General features: G+C 33.2%; 15 protein-coding genes. 9 read left to right on the top strand and 6 right to left on the bottom strand.

Going from position 1 to position 18,401, the window contains the following annotated elements:
* Positions 1–106: 106 nt before the first annotated feature.
* Positions 107–442: an ArsR/SmtB family transcription factor gene (locus ACFOW1_RS14445; protein WP_379015226.1), complete on the bottom strand. Its 336-nt coding sequence runs from the start codon at positions 440–442 to the stop codon at positions 107–109.
* A 107-nt stretch (positions 443–549) separates the two neighbouring features.
* Positions 550–1,236 (bottom strand): tRNA (adenosine(37)-N6)-threonylcarbamoyltransferase complex dimerization subunit type 1 TsaB, encoded by a 687-nt coding sequence (tsaB, locus tag ACFOW1_RS14450; RefSeq protein WP_379015227.1) that lies wholly within the window; start codon positions 1,234–1,236, stop codon positions 550–552.
* A 92-nt stretch (positions 1,237–1,328) separates the two neighbouring features.
* Here tsaB and ACFOW1_RS14455 point away from each other — a divergent pair, with 92 nt between their 5' ends.
* Positions 1,329–1,709, top strand: coding sequence for a RidA family protein (locus tag ACFOW1_RS14455; RefSeq protein ID WP_379015229.1), 381 nt, complete (start codon positions 1,329–1,331; stop codon positions 1,707–1,709).
* A gap of 6 nt (positions 1,710–1,715) precedes the next feature.
* Here the strand turns inward: ACFOW1_RS14455 and galK are convergent, their stop codons facing one another.
* Together galK and ACFOW1_RS14465 are read right to left on the bottom strand one after the other, a co-directional pair.
* Positions 1,716–2,876 carry a galactokinase gene (gene galK, locus ACFOW1_RS14460; protein WP_379015230.1) on the bottom strand — a complete coding sequence of 387 codons (1,161 nt, stop codon included), beginning with the start codon at positions 2,874–2,876 and terminating at the stop codon, positions 1,716–1,718.
* Between the two features lie 2 nt (positions 2,877–2,878).
* Complete coding sequence (locus ACFOW1_RS14465) at positions 2,879–3,823, bottom strand: aldose 1-epimerase (RefSeq protein ID WP_379015232.1); 945 nt, start codon at positions 3,821–3,823, stop codon at positions 2,879–2,881.
* Between the two features lie 101 nt (positions 3,824–3,924).
* On the opposite strand from ACFOW1_RS14465, the gene ACFOW1_RS14470 reads away from it, so the two are divergent.
* Positions 3,925–7,272, top strand: coding sequence for a methylmalonyl-CoA mutase family protein (locus ACFOW1_RS14470; RefSeq protein ID WP_379015234.1), 3,348 nt, complete (start codon positions 3,925–3,927; stop codon positions 7,270–7,272).
* 122 nt (positions 7,273–7,394) lie between these two features.
* On the opposite strand, the gene ACFOW1_RS14475 is transcribed toward ACFOW1_RS14470, so the two are convergent.
* Positions 7,395–8,027, bottom strand: a complete 633-nt coding sequence (locus tag ACFOW1_RS14475) for a carbonic anhydrase (RefSeq protein WP_379015235.1) — start codon at positions 8,025–8,027, stop codon at positions 7,395–7,397.
* A gap of 62 nt (positions 8,028–8,089) precedes the next feature.
* Entirely contained in the window at positions 8,090–9,271 is a 1,182-nt protein-coding gene (locus ACFOW1_RS14480) for an acyltransferase family protein (protein WP_379015237.1), read from the bottom strand.
* Positions 9,272–9,558: 287 nt separating this feature from the next.
* On the opposite strand from ACFOW1_RS14480, the gene ACFOW1_RS14485 reads away from it, so the two are divergent.
* The 7 genes from ACFOW1_RS14485 to ACFOW1_RS14515 all read left to right on the top strand — a co-directional run bounded on the left by ACFOW1_RS14485 (position 9,559) and on the right by ACFOW1_RS14515 (position 18,398).
* Positions 9,559–12,009, top strand: coding sequence for an SLBB domain-containing protein (locus tag ACFOW1_RS14485; protein ID WP_379015239.1), 2,451 nt, complete (start codon positions 9,559–9,561; stop codon positions 12,007–12,009).
* 66 nt (positions 12,010–12,075) lie between these two features.
* Entirely contained in the window at positions 12,076–13,416 is a 1,341-nt protein-coding gene (locus ACFOW1_RS14490; RefSeq protein ID WP_379015241.1) for a hypothetical protein, read from the top strand.
* A gap of 61 nt (positions 13,417–13,477) precedes the next feature.
* Positions 13,478–14,221 (top strand): class I SAM-dependent methyltransferase, encoded by a 744-nt coding sequence (locus ACFOW1_RS14495; RefSeq protein ID WP_379015242.1) that lies wholly within the window; start codon positions 13,478–13,480, stop codon positions 14,219–14,221.
* A gap of 2 nt (positions 14,222–14,223) precedes the next feature.
* Complete coding sequence (locus ACFOW1_RS14500) at positions 14,224–15,330, top strand: glycosyltransferase family 4 protein (protein ID WP_379015243.1); 1,107 nt, start codon at positions 14,224–14,226, stop codon at positions 15,328–15,330.
* A gap of 3 nt (positions 15,331–15,333) precedes the next feature.
* Positions 15,334–16,293 carry a GDP-mannose 4,6-dehydratase gene (locus ACFOW1_RS14505; RefSeq protein ID WP_379015245.1) on the top strand — a complete coding sequence of 320 codons (960 nt, stop codon included), beginning with the start codon at positions 15,334–15,336 and terminating at the stop codon, positions 16,291–16,293.
* A gap of 168 nt (positions 16,294–16,461) precedes the next feature.
* Positions 16,462–17,520 (top strand): Wzz/FepE/Etk N-terminal domain-containing protein, encoded by a 1,059-nt coding sequence (locus ACFOW1_RS14510; RefSeq protein ID WP_379015246.1) that lies wholly within the window; start codon positions 16,462–16,464, stop codon positions 17,518–17,520.
* A gap of 167 nt (positions 17,521–17,687) precedes the next feature.
* Positions 17,688–18,398: a glycosyltransferase family 2 protein gene (locus ACFOW1_RS14515; RefSeq protein ID WP_379015247.1), complete on the top strand. Its 711-nt coding sequence runs from the start codon at positions 17,688–17,690 to the stop codon at positions 18,396–18,398.
* Positions 18,399–18,401 lie beyond the last annotated feature (3 nt).

Genomic DNA, 18,401 nt, shown 5'->3' on the forward strand with positions numbered 1-18,401 from the left:
AATTGTCGTTACCAGTTCGTAATTGCTTATTATTGGTAGAATTAAATGGCAAAAAAATAGCTGCTTAATTAGTTAAGCAGCTATAATCTTTTCTGAATGACAAATTTTACTTTAAGAATTCATCCATAAATGCACCAAGCTCAACAATGCGAGCATAGTTTACAGAGTAAAATATAAATTTACCTTCACGTTTAGTCAATACAATATTTGCACGACGAAGGATAGCCAAATGTTGAGAAGCAACAGATTGTTCGATACGTAGTTTTACGTAGATTTCAGTTACAGTCATTTTTTGGTTTTCGTTCAACAATGATAAAATTGTTTGACGAAGTTTGTGATTTACAGCTCTTAAAATAGCTGCAGTTTTCTTAGTTTGTACTAGATCAATTTTAGCAAAAGTTTCGCCATTGCTAAGCACTAGAACTTGTGGTGTTGATGTCATTTTACTTTGATATTAGGGGGTTATGAAATGCAATAACAATTAAAAGTATATTTCATTGCGCACGTAACACAAAATTAAAGCATCTTTTTTTGAAATTTAAGCTTTTTTTAAGCTTTCTTGCCATCAAAGAAGGCTTTTATATAGAAAGGTTCTATATAAGTAAGGTTTGCAGTGGTATTTTGTTTAATACTTTCTAATGCTAATGATACCATGTTTTTAGCATTATGTTGTATATTATAATAATAGGCATTTGGATGTTGCAACATTGTTTGTAGTTTATGATGACCACTACCCGTAAAAACGATTTTATTGGTAACTAATACCTCTTGAAAACTTGTTTCATTAATAATACTTGCCATTGGTTGCAATACAATAGTTAATTGTGCATCGTAAATAGCAGTAAAGACCTCCATACGTCTCGCATCTATTAAAGGGCAGAACAAATAATTTGTATCAAATGCTGTTGCTTGCATATGTGTAACCGAAGCTTCTGCCATTATTTGTAATGTATTTAAGGTAATAAGTGGTTTGTTAAGCGCAAAGCAAAGGCCTTTTGCAGAAGCTAAGCCTACACGCAAGCCTGTATAACTACCTGGTCCGTTAGAAACACTAATCGCATCAATATCTGATAATTGATATGCCGTATTTTGAAATAGTTGTTGAATAGCTGGTTGCAAAAAGGAGCCGTGGTTTTTGGGGTCGGCATTTTCTGCATAGCTAATAATTTGACGATTGTTTGATAAACAAACACTAGCATGTTCGGTAGCGGTATCAATATGCAATAAAAGCGCCATTATAAGGTTTTAAGTACAAGAATAAAAGTCAAATTTACGTTGGTTGATTAATAGAAATTGCCTTACTTGCTGGCTCATTAAATACACAAAATATGCGTAAGCAAATTATTAATACACCTAACGCACCTGCACCCATTGGCCCTTACAACCAAGCTGTACAAGCTGGTAATTGGTTATTTATTAGTGGCCAAGTAGCTTTGGTACCTGCTACTGGCGAGCTTGTAACAACAGGCATTAAAGACGAAGCAAAGCAAGTGATGGAAAATTTAAAAGCCATATTAACCGAAGCCAATATCACTTTTGATAATATTGTTAAGACTACCATTTTTTTGAGCGACATGTCTTTTTTTGGTGATGTAAATGAAGTATATGGCAGCTATTTTACAAGCGATTTTCCAGCACGTGAAACTGTTGCTGTGAAAGGTTTACCAAGAAATGTAAATGTTGAAATTAGCATGATTGCAATCGTTTAATATTATTTATTGCAGATTTAGAAGTTCATGTACACCATCGCTGCTTTCTACCACATACACTTCTGGTATAATGCCAAATTTGTTTTGGTAGGAAGTAGTGATATCTGTTAAAACAGCCTCTCTACTTTCTTTTTCTATTAAATTGATGGTACAACCACCAAAACCACCGCCCATCAATCTTGCACCAATTACTGCCTGATGAAATTTGGCTTGCGTAACTAAGTAATCTAATTCTGGGCAGCTTACTTCGTAGAGATTACTTAGGCCATCATGCGTTTGAAACATTAATTTCCCAAACGCAACTAGGTTACCCTCTTCTAAATGTTTGCCTGCAGCCTGAACACGTTCTATTTCTTGTGTAATGTATAAACTGCGTTTAAATTCTTCCTCGTTGAGGGCATATTTAAATTGTGTTACTACAGATGGTAAAATGTTGCGATAAGAGGTGATTTTTTGGTTGATACTTTGAAACAAACTTAAAGCATCCAATGCCACTTCTCGGCGTTTGTTATAAGCACCATCGTTTAAGCTATGCTTTACTTTAGAGTTTATAAGTACCCAGTCGTATTGCTCCAAAACTATTGGAAAATAATTAAATGTAAGGCTTCTACAATCGAGTAAAATACAGTGGTCTTTTTTGCCGTGCAAGCTGGCAAACATATCCATAATACCGCATTTGGTGCCGGGATACACATGCTCTGCTTTTTGCGCTAAAAGCGCCATATCTAAATGTGAAATATGTAATTGAAATAATTCGTTAAGACAATACAATAAACCTGCTTCTAAGGCTGCTGACGAGGATAAGCCAGCACCTTGTGGTACATTGCCACCAAACACACAATTAAAGCCGTTTAAAGCAAAACCTTCTTTTTGTAAAATATGCAATACACCAAGAACATAGCTTTGCCAGCCTTCAATATTTTTAACTTCTGTTAAGCTTATAGATAATGTTTCGTTAATGTCTACTGCAACAAAATTGGCAGTATGGGTATTATTTGGCGCAATGGCAAACCATATGCCTTTATTAATGGCTGCTGGCAATACAAAGCCGTCATTATAATCAATATGTTCACCTATTAAATTTATACGACCAGGTGCAAAAAATATGCGACAATCGCCTGAAAAATGCTTTTTAAAACTATTAATTGCTTCAGAAGCTGACTGCATAATTAGAGGTTGGTTGCTGATACAAAATATGAAGTTGTAAATATACTAGATGTGTTTGGTTCAATTAATTTTAAGCCAATACCATTGTTAAAGCAATCAGGTGCACCACTTAAATTTTCTAATGCAATACTTTGGCGATGATCTGGTGTATACACTTGAAAATATGGGTAGCTACTATCTGGAACAATTGTCACACTAAGACCATTGTGACTTAATACACATTTTGGTGGGTTAATATGAGCATCTAATTCGAAGCAATTATCTAAAATGACGCCATTTAATGAAGCGTCCATTGCATAATCATTATTAACTATATTTTTGCCTGTTGGCAATAGACTACTATCAAATTCAAGCATGGTATGGCTATCAAGTTGTAGTGTATAATTATCTACATTGCCACCTAGGGTAAAGTATGGATGCCAACCTTGTGCATAAGGTATAGCCGTATTGTTGGTGTGGCGAACGGTAGTAGTAACACACAATTCGTTGTTTGGTTTTAATGCCCATATATGCTGAACAGTAAATGTAAATGGATAGCCTTTATCGGTTCCCCAATAGGTATGTTCTAAGGTTACAGATGCCTCGTTTTGATGACTATTGGTGTCAATAATATCATACACAGCATCAAACAATACGCCATGGATGGCATGTGGTTGTAAGAAAAATTTTTCAATTTTATAACCTGTGTTCGCATGTTTAAATGCACCATTATTCATTCTACAAGTAAAAGGACTTAAAAAGCTACTTTTAAAACCATTTGTTATATTGGTAATGGCGTCTTCAACACTATTAAAACCGTCAATAATGTTGTGCAAACCATTTCTTGTTGCAACAGTAAAAGCATTTACCAATCCGCCAAACGCATAGATCTCTGCGCTGGTACTTTTATTTTTCAATGTAATAATCGGATGTTGTTGCTGATTGTTAATAGTTACTTCGAAATGCATATTGCTCATTTTAGACTATAAAGAAACGCAAAACAAAAGCTAACATTTGTTAGTTTTTGTGGTTAGTTTTGCTTTTAATTGAAGAAAGAATAATGACAAGTATGAGTGGAAAAATAAGAATTGTTACAGCTGCGAGTTTATTTGATGGCCACGATGCCGCAATAAATATCATGCGTCGTATTATGCAAAGTATGGGTGCAGAAATTATTCATTTGGGGCATAATAGAAGTGTGTATGAAATAGTTGAAGCGGCTATTGAAGAAGATGCGCAAGGTATTGCTATTACTTCCTACCAAGGGGGTCATGTTGAGTTTTTCAAGTATATGAAAGACTTGCTAGAAGATAATAAAAGTGGGCATATCAAAATATTTGGCGGCGGTGGCGGTACTATTTTACCAAGCGAAATTGCTGAACTTGAAAGTTATGGCATTACAAAAATCTATAGTCCTGATGATGGCAGAACAATGGGTTTAGAGGGTATGATTAAGGATGTGATTGAGAAATCGACCCCAATGCCTACTACAGGGGAAATTTTACAGAATCCCAATATTGAAGCCGGAAATATTTTAGGTAAAGTGAAAGATATAAAAAAGATTGCAAAAGCAATAACGGCTGCAGAAAATGGTGAACCGTTTATATTTCCAAAACATACATCTTTCTCTAATGACACCTTTTTTGGGGGCAAAGTGGCAGTACTTGGTATAACAGGTACTGGTGGTGCAGGCAAAAGTTCTGTTACAGATGAGATAGTGAGGCGTTTTCTCAATAATTTCCAAGATAAAACGATAGCGGTTATCAGTGTTGATCCATCAAAGAAGAAAACAGGTGGTGCTTTGCTTGGCGATAGAATACGAATGAATGCTATTTCTAGTAAGCGTAGCTATATGCGTTCTCTCGCTACAAGAGATAGCGATGTTGCTTTAAGTGCTTTTGTAAAAGATGCCATAGCTATTTGCAAAGCAGAAGCATTTGATTTGATTATTGTAGAAACCGCAGGTGTTGGGCAAAGTGATGCGTCGATACTAGATTTTGTGGATGCTAGTTTGTATGTTATGACACCTGAATATGGCGCTGCTTCTCAGCTTGAGAAGATTAATATGCTTGATTATGCGGATGTAATTGCTATCAATAAATTTGATAAGGCTGGTGCATTAGACGCGTTAAACGATGTTTGTAAACAGTACAAACGCAACCATCAATTATTTACAACAAAAAACGAAGACTTACCTATAGTTGGTACCATTGCAGCGCAATTTAATGATGCTGGTATCAACCAATTATTTGCTTTATTAATGCAGGTTGTGGCACAAAAAACAGGTATTGTTTTTGGCAACATTACCAACTCTTTAGCTACTTATCAGTTACAAAGTCATATCATTCCGTCGGCAAGAACACGCTACTTATCTGAAATAGTAGCTAACAATAAGAGTTATGATAATTGGGTCAATGAACAAGCCGCTCTTGCTACGCAATTATATCAAATAAATGGGGTTGAAGCCTTTGTAAAAAATACAGAACTAACTGCTATTAAAGAAACTGTAGAAGCAAAGTTAGATGCAGATAACAAGCGTTTAATTGCGCAGTGGCCATCAGTTGTAACTAAGTACCATGCTGACTTTTTTGAGTATGAAGTCCGTGGTAAAATTATTAAGCAATCTCTTACAAGTGAAACGCTTAGTGGTACAAAAGTACCCAAAGTAGTATTGCCCAAATACAAAGATTGGGGCGATATTTTAAAATGGCAATTACAAGAAAATTTGCCCGGCGAATTTCCTTACACAGCAGGTGTGTTTGAACTTAAACGTCAAGGTGAGGATCCTACAAGAATGTTTGCTGGTGAAGGTGGTCCAGAAAGAACCAATAAACGCTTTCATTATTTAGCAGCTAATCAGCCTGCAACCCGCCTCAGTACTGCATTTGATAGTGTCACACTTTATGGTGAAGACCCTGCAATAAGGCCTGATATTTATGGTAAAATAGGTAATGCTGGTGTAAGTATTGCAACGGTAGATGATGCTAAAAAACTATATAGTGGTTTTGATTTGTGCGATCCCAAAACAAGTGTCAGCATGACTATTAATGGTCCTGCACCAATTTTGCTGGCTTTCTTCTTAAATGCTGCCATAGACCAACAGTGCGAAAAATGGATAGAAGCAAATGGTAAATGGGATGAAGTTGCAAAATTTGCTAACTCCAAATTTCAGGTAACAGGTCGTCCGATTTATAATAAAGATTTAGGAGTAGCTACTGATGAGGCATTGGGTCTTAATTTACTTGGCTTAAGTGGTGATGAAATAATACCGCAGCATATTTACCAACAAATAAAGCAACAAGCTCTTTCGCAGGTGCGCGGTACGGTACAAGCTGATATTTTAAAAGAAGATCAAGCACAAAATACTTGCATTTTCTCTACTGAATTTGCGCTGAAGTTAATGGGTGATGTACAGGAATATTTTATTAATAACAGCGTTAAAAATTTTTATAGCGTTAGTATTAGTGGTTATCATATTGCAGAGGCAGGTGCAAATCCAATTACTCAATTAGCATTTACATTGGCCAATGGTTTTACTTATGTAGAATACTATTTAAGTCGTGGTATGCATATAGATGATTTTGCACCCAATTTATCCTTCTTTTTTAGTAATGGCATGGATGCAGAATATAGTGTTATTGGCCGCGTGGCCAGGCGTATTTGGGCAAAAGCCATGAAGTATAAATACAAAGCAAATGATCGATCACAAAAACTAAAATATCATATTCAAACAAGCGGCAGAAGCTTGCATGCACAAGAAATAGATTTTAACGATATACGTACTACCTTACAAGCATTGTATGCTATTTATGATAACTGTAATAGCCTACATACAAACGCCTACGATGAAGCAATAACAACACCTACAGAAGAAAGTGTAAGACGGGCAATGGCCATACAATTAATTATTAATAGAGAACTTGGTAGTGCTAAAACAGAAAATTTTATGCAAGGTAGTTTTGCCATCGAAGCGCTTACCGATTTAGTAGAAGAAGCTGTTTTGAAAGAGTTTGAACGCATCTCTGAACGTGGTGGCGTTTTGGGTGCTATGGAACGCATGTACCAGCGCAATAAAATTCAAGAAGAAAGTATGCACTACGAAATGCAAAAGCATACGGGCGAATTGCCAATAGTAGGCGTAAATACTTTTTTAAACAAGCAAGGTAGTCCTACTATTTTGCCATCAGAAGTAATCCGTAGCACAGATGAAGAAAAACAATGGCAGATAAAAAATTTAGAAGCTTTTCATAAACGAAACGAAGCAAATGCCAACGCTATGCTAAAGCAATTGCAATCTGTAGCGATAGCAAATGGCAATTTATTTGAAGAACTTATGGAAACAGTAAAGTATTGTAGCCTTGGACAAATAACGAATGCATTGTATGCAGTAGGTGGCCAATACAGAAGAAATATGTAAGCCAGATTATTATTAAGCCAAAATTTCGGTTTCATTAAAAGTTAATAAACTTTGATTAAGCACGCCCCTTTTATTTGGATAGAGCGTGCTTTTTTTACACTCTTAAAAACAAAACTGCCTTCTTATAAATCGTATGTATAAAATGGATCAATTAGTGCATTAGCTTCAAGCTCAAATACCGGTTTGATAATGCCATCTTTTAAACCATATACCCAACCATGCAGTTGCGGTCTATTATCACTTTTCCAGGCTTTTTGTATAATAGATGTCTTTGCCAAATGCATTACTTGTTCTACCACGTTTAACTCTACCAGTCTATCAAATCGTTGCTCTTCGTTTTCTATGGCGTTTAACTCAGTTTTGTGCAAGTGGTACACATCTTTAATATTACGCAACCACATGTTTAGAACATAGTTAAAATCATGGTTGGTCATTGCTGCTTTTACGCCCCCGCAGCCGTAGTGGCCACATACAATGATGTGTTTTACCCTTAAATGGGTAACAGCATAGTCTACTACGCTAAGCAGATTAACATCGGTATTAATAACAAGGTTAGCAATATTACGATGTACAAATATTTCACCAGGTTGCGTACCTGTAATTTTATCGGCAGGTACTCGGCTATCGCTACAACCTATCCATAAAAATTCAGGCGTTTGAATATGAGCCAAACGCGAAAAAAATTCAGGGTCTACTTCTACTTGTTCTTTCGCCCAAGCTTTATTTTCTAACAGCAATTTGTTATAGATAGTCATTATTGTTGTAATTCAATTTGTTAGAACATCCTTTCTGTTTACAAATTTTGGGTATTTTACATTTAAACCCTTACATAAATCTTTTTCTTATCTAACATATATACAATCAGCCAGTAAAAAGCAATCATACAGAGCGCATATAATAAAGAACCGTAACGTAAATCAGCAGAAACAATATTCTTACAAATGTGATTGTAAAACCAAGGAAAAGGTGTTGTGTAAACTTTTTTGCCGTCTGGGCCAATGTTTTCAACCCATCTTACCAAGCCAAGCGCTCTCGGTAAAAACCCACTAATTACAAAAATAAACAAGGGATTTTTACCAAAAACATCAAAGAATTTGCTCCACTTACCAGCTGCATTTTTAAATTCAATACAAAAAATTAAAATAGCAATCGTGATAATAGCAAGCCCTGAGGTATAAAGTGTATAACTGCTGGTCCATATTTTTTTATTGATAGGAAAAACCATATCCCACCAATAACCGACTAATATTACAATAGCACCAGCGACAAACAAGTTAGCTAGCATTTCGTATGATTTGCCCTTTTTTTGTATATAGCTACCAACATAATAGCCAATAATTACTTCAACAATGGCCGCACATGTACTTGCCAAACCCTCTGGGTCAAACGGTACGCCTTCGCCTTTGTATACATGGGGGGTACCAAATAAATGAAGGTCTAGTGCTGTGCCAAAAAAGCCAGACAAACTATATGGATCGGCTTTACTTCCCAAGCCCAAGCATAACAACCAATAGCCAACCAATATTGTAATTGAAATTACCTTAGACCATACATTCTTACTGAAAAAAACAATAAACGCAGCGAGGCAGTAACATAGAGCAATACGCTGTAATACGCCCATGATTCTTATACCCGAAATGCCATTGTCATTGTTTAGCCAGGTCCAAGTTTTGGCTACCAATTGACCATTTTTATACATCACAAAAGGACTCCAATTTAAAAATAGCCCAATTAAAAAGATAAGCAATGTTCGTTTCAACACCTTTTTTAGAAAATACGCGGTACCTTCTTTTTGAAATTTTGGCATTATAAAAGACATGGCATTACCTACAGCGAAAAGAAAAAATGGAAACACCAAATCTGTAGGCGTGCAGCCGTGCCACTCAGCATGGTCAAGTGGTGCAAAAATATGTTCCCAACTACCTGGGTTATTTACCAATATCATTAAGGCAACTGTTGCACCCCTGAAAACATCTAGTGAGTAGTAGCGCTGGTTCATAGCAAATTTGTTTAGATGGATAAATATAGGCTTTGTAGCAATATTTCAAAAAGACGAGTCAGAATCATAGCTGTATTTTGGTATTTTACAATTTGTTAACAATAATATTTTGTAGAAACAAAGCATTACGTTGCTATATATTTGTAAGCCATAATTTTGAGTACGTTAATTGATTTGTTGATGCCTTTTTAATGATGCGTTTACTGTGATTGACGTTGCGAAGCTGTGTTTATATCAAAAATTTTGGTTTTGTTAAAGCCCTTTTTCTTTCAATAAAATTGTAAATAGTGGTAAATATTTTTCGATTAGATATTGTAAAAATTGTATTTCTTGTATGTGTGCTAATAGGCGGAGTACATACTGTAAAAGCACAGGATATCTTAAAATCAAAAGATTTAACGACTTTAAAAGTTGATGCGCTTAGCGATGATGACATTGCAAAAATAAAACAGCAATTGGCACAAAGCGGTCTTACAGAGACGCAAGCAGAAGAATTGGCGATACAAAAAGGGTTGCCGCCAATAGAAGCACAAAAGTTAAAAGCAAGGTTGTCGGCTGTTACTAATTCAGTATCAAGCGGCAAAACTATCGCTCCAAATAGTGCAAAAAATATCAGTAGAACGGTAGACACTTCAGCATTACGCTATGGTGGTGGTGAACCGTTTAAAAGCAATGTATTTGGTAGCGAATTATTTACTAATAATAGACTCATTTTTGAGCCAGACTTGCGCATTGCTACGCCAAAAAACTATGCCATTGGTCCGGATGATGAATTGGTAATAGATGTTTTTGGGTATCAAGAAGCCAATTATCGATTACAAGTATCTGCCGAAGGCACTATCAATATTCCATTAATTGGTGTCATTTCTGTCAATGGCTTAACGGTAGAACAGGCATCTAAACGAATTAAAGATAAAATGCAGCAAAATGGCTATGCCAATATTGCAACTGGAAAAACCCAAGTTCAAATAAGCATTGGTAAAATACGCACCATCAATGTTACGGTTATTGGGGAAGCAAGAAAGCCTGGCACTTACAGTATTTCATCATTGTCCACCGTATTTAATGCTTTGTATTTGGCAGCTGGCCCTACAGATAAAGGTTCGTTTAGGGAAATAGAAGTGGTGCGTAATAGTAAAGTATTGGTAAAACTTGATGCATATGATTTTTTACTAAAAGGCGACCAAAGTAAAAATGTGCGTTTAATGGATCAAGATGTAATACGCATACCTGTGGCCAAAGTGCAAGTAAGCTTGAGTGGTGAGGTAAAACGTGAAGGCGTATTTGAAGTATTGCCATCAAATAATTTACAGCAGTTAATAGATTTTGCTGGTGGTTTTACGAGTGAAGCATATACTGCCTCTATACAAATAAAACAAGTAACGGATAAAGAAAGACGCGTAAAAGATTTGCCGAAGGCAGAGTTTGCAAGTTACATACCAGAAAAAGGCGATTCAATATTTATAGGTAAAATATTAGATAGGTATACCAATAGTGTCAATATTAAAGGCGCTATTTATAGGCCAGGTACCTACGAGTTAAGTAGTGGATTGACGGTAACTAAACTGATAGCAAAAGCGGACGGATTAAAAGATGAGGCTTTTAGAAACAGAGGTTTAATTATTCGCACCAGTGAATTGGATTTAACAAAAAAAGTCATTCCATTTAGCGTTCAAAATATTATTAATAAAGCAGATGTAGATATTGCGTTGCAAAAAGATGACGAAGTAATCATTGGTGCTGCTGATGCATATAAGCAAAATTATACTTTAACCTTACAAGGCGAGGTGAAAAAACCTGGAACATTTAATTATGTAGAAGGGATTACTTTGAAAGACTTGTTATTTCTAGCCGAAGGCTTTACAGATGCTTCAGCAGTTGATAAAATTGAAATAGCTAGACGCTATGCAGGTGATTCTGCTACCAATGCCAACAATATCGCTATTATTGTAGATGCTGCCACAGAAAAAGATTTAGCAACAATTGGTGCAGATGTGCCACTAAATCCATGGGATATTGTAGTAGTAAGAAAGAAGCCAAATTATCAAGAGCAAATAACTGTTAAAATAGTAGGGGAAGTGAAATATCCAGGTAGCTACACGCTAACTACCAAAAGCGAGCGAGTAAGTAGTGTTATTGCTAGGTCTGGTGGATTAACCAGTTTTGCATTTACCGAAGCAGCTAGCCTTACAAGAATTAATAAGGTTGAAAATCGGAGCTTGAACGAGGAAAAGTTGAAAAAGTTACAAAGGGCAGTAGATGATTCAAGCGGAACACTCGCAACAGAGATATCTAAACCAACTATTAAAGTAGGTCTTGATTTAAAAGAAATATTGAACCATCCTGGCGGTATTGACGATGTTGTATTACAAGACGGTGATATTTTAAATATACCAATCCAACAACGCGAAGTAAAGGTTAACGGCGAAGTGATGGTGCCGTCAGACGTGGTGTTTAAACAGGGTGAAGGTTTAAATTATTATATTGATAAAGCTGGTGGATTTACTGATAATGCTAGAGAAAGAAAAGTATATGTTGTTTACCCTAATGGGAGTGCGGCAAGGATAAAGAAGTTTTTATTCTTTAAGTCAAACCCAAAAGTAACAGCCGGATCTGAAATATTAGTACCACAAATACCAGAGCGCAAGAAAGCTGGCTTAACTACCACAGAAATAATAGCATTGACAAGTGGTATAGCTAGCTTGGCTGGGGTAGTAATTGCGATATTGAAATTATAGAGTTATTTAAGCTGAGAAGATTCAAAATTTATATATTAGTAGGGATTCATTTTGAAATAAATTTTTGTGCATATTATAAGGTTGTGGTTTAATAAATATACTTCAAGTGTAGGTTTAAATATTCTTTTACCGCTTTTATTTAAAGCTGGTGCGGTATTGATAAATTTCTACATTTTTAGAATGAGCCTATTGATATTGGGAAATACTAACATGGGAGTTTGGCTCACGATCAGTTCTGTTGCGTCATGGATTAGTTTTTTTGATTTAGGAATTGCTAATGGACTTAAAAATAAGATTAGTGAAAATATACATACACAAAACTTTGTTGGAGTACGGAAATTAATTAGTTCTGGTTATTTTGTTATTTTAATAATAGCAATCGTATTGGCATTATTATTCCTAATTTCTAGTTTGTATCTTCCATGGAACGCCATTTTAAACACAAACTCTGTTAGTAAAAATAACCTAATAACTATAGTTATTATAACATTCGTTTCTTTTGCCCTAAGGTTATTTTCAGATATCATATTGACAATTTTGATATCTTTTCAGAAATCTTATTTAGCAGCATTTATTTTATTTACAGGAAATTTATTGACCTTATTATTGCTAATATTCTTTCAAAATTATTATAATGGTTTAATTATTTTCATTAGTATACTGGTTATTTGTCCCCTTCTTTGCAACTTATTAGCGACCGTTTTTTTCTTTACGACCAAATATAGAAATATAAGTCCTTCTTATAAATTAATTTCATTCCGATACGCACAGTCTTTTTTGAAATTAGGTAGTAGTTTTTTTATAATTCAGTTGATGTATTTACTAATTTTTACCACAGACAACTTAATTATAGCACAATTCTTTTTGCCCAATGAAGTTACAATATACAATACCGCATACAAATATTTCAGCATAATACCTTTTATTTATGCAATAGTATTGACTCCTTTTTGGCCAATAATTACCGAAGCGCATGTGACGAATAATATTGATAAAATAAAAAAAATAATCAGTACACTTATAAAATACTTGATAATTACCATGTTGATAATAATACTAATGTGTATATCAGCTAATTATGTGTACTCTATTTGGACAAAAGGTAAAGTAATTGTTCCATTGAGACTAACATTAGCTATGGGCATTTATGTTATTGTATCTGTTTGGAACAGTATTTATGCTACCTATTTAAATGCAGTGAGTAAAATAAGGCTTCAATTATATAGTAGTATTATTACAGGTCTTCTTAATATACCAATTTGCTATTTAATGATAAAGTATTTCCACATGAAGAGCGAGGGAGTAATGTTTGCAACGATTGTATGTCTGCTTGTAGGCTCTATTTGGGCACCTATTCAATATTATAAATTAATTAATCATAAAGCCAAAGGGATTTGGAATAGATAGTTGTATGAATCATTGTAAAATATGTAATTCACCCACAATTCATTTATTTAATACACGTGTATTGAATAAATATGATGTAAAATATTACCAATGTACTGAGTGTGACTTTATTCAAACGGAAAAAGTATTTTGGTTGAATGAGGCTTATAGTAATGCAATTACGTTTTTGGATATCGGTCTAATTTATAGAAATGAAGTTGTTAAGCCTATTATTAAGAGTTTAGCTTACTTTCTTTTTAAAAATAAAGGAAAGTATATTGATTATGGCGGTGGCTATGGTATGCTTGTGAGGATGATGAGAGATAGTGGTCTTGATTATTATAGACAAGATCTTTATTGTGAGAATTTATTTGCTAAATATTTTGATGTTAGTGCAATACAAGAAGATGAAAAACACCAGTTTAATATGCTAACTGCATTTGAAGTGTTTGAACATCTCGACAATCCTATTTTTGAAATTGAACAAATGTTTAAATACAGCGACACGCTCTTTTTTTCTACATTAATAATCCCCAAAATTCAAAAAATAGAGAAGCCTTCGGATTGGTGGTATTTTATACCAGAAACTGGCCAACACATTGCTTTATATTCAATTAAAAGTCTTGAGTATATTGCAAAGAAGTATGACTATAGTTTTTATACAAATGGTATTAACTACCACATGTTCACAAAAAAGCCAATGTCTAGAATTATTTTTAAAATGCTAACTAACTACAAAGTATCCAGAATATATAATACCTTCTTTCGAAAAAAAAGTAGTTTACTGATGAATGATTTCAACTTCATAAATAATTTAAATAAATAAATATGAAGGTCTTATACGACTACCAAATTTTTGGTATGCAAGATTATGGCGGAATATCTAGAATCTATACTGAATTGTTAAAAGCAAAATTACCTGAGAATAATTTCATACCAGAATTACCGCTTAGGTTTTCTAATAATTACTACTTAAATGAATTAAAAAATGTTCAATATTATCCCTTTTTTCCAAAGATGGCTTTGTTCAAAAAAGTTCAAATAATGAATAAATTCAATAAAAATTATAGCATCAATAAAATTAAGCTTTCTAAATTTGATATATTTCACCCAACATATTATGATCCTTATTTTTTACCCTACCTTGACAAAAAGCCCTTTGTAATAACATTTTTTGACATGATTCACGAAAAGTTCGGCAGTCAATACAAAGAATTCGCACAAGATAAAACAATATATGAAGGCAAACAGCAATTAGTTAAACATGCTGCTCGCATTATAAGTATTTCAGAATCTACAAGAAAAGATTTAATTGAATATTTTAATGTACCTGCAGAAAAAATTGATGTTATTCATCTAGCAACGTCACTTGGAAAGTCTAATAATGAGCCAATAATCAAAGGTGATTATCTTTTATTCGTAGGACGAAGAGAAAGATATAAAAATTTTAATATGTTGATTGTTTCTTTGCAACCATTGTTCCAAAATAATAAGAACTTGAAATTAATATGTGCTGGTGGTGGTATATTTTCTGACGATGAAGTTGCATTGATTAATAATCTTGGTATACAAGATCAAGTATTACAACTGCCATTTAATAAGGATAATATTTTGTCAAATCTTTATACTCATGCGCTAGCTTTTTTGTTTCCAAGTTTATACGAAGGTTTCGGCATACCCGTTTTAGAGGCTTTTGCTTGCGGTTGTCCTTTAATTCTAAGTAATACTAGTAGCTTGCCTGAAGTTGCAGGTGACGCAGCTGCTTATTTTAATCCTTATGAAGCTAATAGTATATTAAACAGCGTAAATAGTGTGTTGCACAATAATGCTTACAGACAACAGCTTAAAGAAAAGGGCATATTGAGGGCTAATAATTTCTCTTGGAAAAAAACTTTAATGGAAACAGAGAATACCTATAAAAAAATAGCCATTTGATTTATGATGAAAACAGCATTTATAACAGGCATTACAGGGCAAGATGGGGCTTACTTAAGTAAATTATTGTTGGAAAATGGCTATACTGTCATAGGAATTGTTAGAAATATTCAAAGTAAAAATATCAAAGGATGTAGGTACTTGGATGTAGCTGAAAATATTATATTCGAAGAAGCAGACTTGCTAGATCTCTCTAGAATTGTAAAATTGATACACCAATATCAACCTTCTGAGATTTATCATCTTGCAGCGCAAAGTTCTGTTGGCACGTCATTTAAGGAACCCAGAAGTACACTTTATTTTAATATAAACTCTACAATTAATTTTTTGGAAGCAATACGTTCGCAAAAACCTGATTGTCGGTTTTATAATGCATCTAGCAGCGAAATGTTTGGAAAAGTTGACGAATTACCGATTAAAATTAATACACCAATGCATCCTTTAAGTCCATATGCAGTAGCAAAAGCTTCTACTCATTGGAGTGTTGTTAATTATCGGGAAGCATATAAATTATTTGTCGTAAATGGTATTTTATTTAATCATGAATCTTACCTACGTCACGAGAATTTTTTTGTGAAAAAAGTAATAATGCAAGCTGTAATTAATAAAGATAACCCCAATTGGATACTAAAAGTAGGTAATATAGATGTTAAAAGGGATTTTGGATATTCACCAGAATATGTGAACGCTATGTGGCTCATGTTGCAACAATCTGTACCTAAAGATTATATGATTTGCACTGGAAAAAGTATAACGTTGAGATCCATTATTGAATACGTATTCAAAAAACTTCAAATTGATCTTTCTAAACTTCAAATTGAAGAAAGTTTATTTAGACCATCCGATATTATAGATATATACGGCGATAATAGTAATGCTGTTAAGGATTTGAAATGGAAATATACAGCCAATTTTTTTGAAGTCATAGATCAACTAATTGATGAAGAAATCGCTAATCTATGATGATAATGAGTTTTCTAGTTTATTTTAAAGAGCAAATAAAATGTTTGTAATTTTTCGCACTTAATGATAAAAGAATAAACTTTAATATTTTTTATCATAATAAAAAATAAATCAGTAGTGAGATTTCAAATATTTTTAAGTATAAAAATATAATATAAAGTTTACAAAATGAGTTCTAATCAATATTCGTTTAATGATTTTTTAAAGTCCTTAAAGTTTTGGTATAGTATTATACAAATAAAGAAACTATATATATATTCAGCTGTAATAATTGGATTTATAATAGGATTTTTTTATGCCTTTATGGCCAAACCTGAATATAAGGCAGAATTATTATTTGCGAATGAAACATCATCAGAAAATATTAGTAACTATTCTAGTATAGCAGCACAGTTTGGTTTAAGCTTAGGCGGTGGCGGCAACGCCTTTGAAGGTGATAACTTAATAGAGTTGTTCAAAAGTAGATTTTTAATAGAAAAAACGTTGCTTACTAAAACATCTTTTGATAATGGGAGAACTTCGGTTTTGTTTATTGATTATTATCTTCTCACTAAGGGTATGTATGAAAAATGGCGAAAGAGTAATATTTTGATGAGAAGTATTTTTCAAAACGGATGGGAAACTCCAAATCGAAATAGAGATAGTGTTCTAAAAATGATATCAGCTTCTTTTCTAAAAAATGGGTTGACCGTTGAGAAAATAAGTAAAAATTCTAGTATGATATCGGCTTCCTTTGTCGATGATAATGAGTTGTTTGCAAAAATGTTTTTAGAAACTTTAACACAAAATGCTGTAAATTATTATACCAATTATAAAGTTTCCAAAGCTCAGCAAAATTTATCCGTGTTAAAAAAACAAACAGATTCTTTGAAAATAATCCTTTCTGGTAATATTGAAAACCTTGCTGAACAAACAGATTTGAATTTGAACCTAACTAGGCAATTACCTAAGATAAACTCGCAAAGGAGGCAAATAGATTTGCAAGCTTCAAGTGCTATGTATATTGAAATATTAAAAAATATGGAATTGGCTGAAATTAATTTGAGAAAAGCAACGCCATTTATACAAATAATTGATACACCAAAATTCCCTCTTGAAAATAAAAAATTGGGTAAAATCAAAACAACTCTTCTTGGGGGTTTATTAGCCTTTCTTTTAGTTACATCATTTTTTATTGGTAAAGAGATAGTTAATAGATTATTTATTCAAGAACTTGATGAGAAGTAAATGTTTTCTATCATTTTTATTGATGAATTATAAACTTACCTACTAAGTTTAAATCAATGTAAACAAAGTCTATTTTTCTTAATGTTTATATAAAATTGATGTATTATAACTATTACATTAGCTTATATTAATAATTATAATTCATATACAAAATAAAAAGATAAAACATGAGCCAAAATATTAATAAGCTCATATCTATTATTACAGTAGTTTATAATGGCGAAAATGAAATTGAGAAAACTATACAGAGTGTTATAAAAAATACTAGCAGCGAGGTAGAATATATAATTATTGATGGATTATCAACTGATAACACTTGTAAAATTATTAGTTCATATAGTCATAAAATAGATTTTTTTATATCTGAAAGAGATAATGGAATTTATGATGCTATGAATAAGGGAATTGCTCACGCTAATGGGAAATGGGTTTTGTTTTTAAATGCAGGTGATATTTTATATCAAATTCCCTTTAAAGAGATTATTCATAAACAACATGCTGACTTAATCTGCTTCCCAGTACTAATTGACAATAAGTTCAAGAAAAAGCCTATGTTCAATTGGTTGATAAGATTAAATAATACCCTGCCACATCAGGGTTGTTTTTATAAGAAATGTCAATTTTTAACTTATAATCTTAAATATAAAATATTTAGTGATTATCATTTAAATATTCAGTTCTATAAACAAAATAAAAATGTTATCTGTTTCTTTGATCCAGTAGTCGCAATACATTTCACCAACGGGGTATCAAATAATAAAATAAATAAGAAGGAACTTCGCTTGTTGGTACTAAACGAGTTTGGTTTAATATACAGCCTGCTGTCAAGAATTTTTTTCAAAATGAGAGCCGTATATTATTTAACATCAAAAAAATAATAT

The organism is Parasediminibacterium paludis (assembly GCF_042651445.1).
Taxonomy (GTDB): domain Bacteria; phylum Bacteroidota; class Bacteroidia; order Chitinophagales; family Chitinophagaceae; genus Parasediminibacterium; species Parasediminibacterium paludis.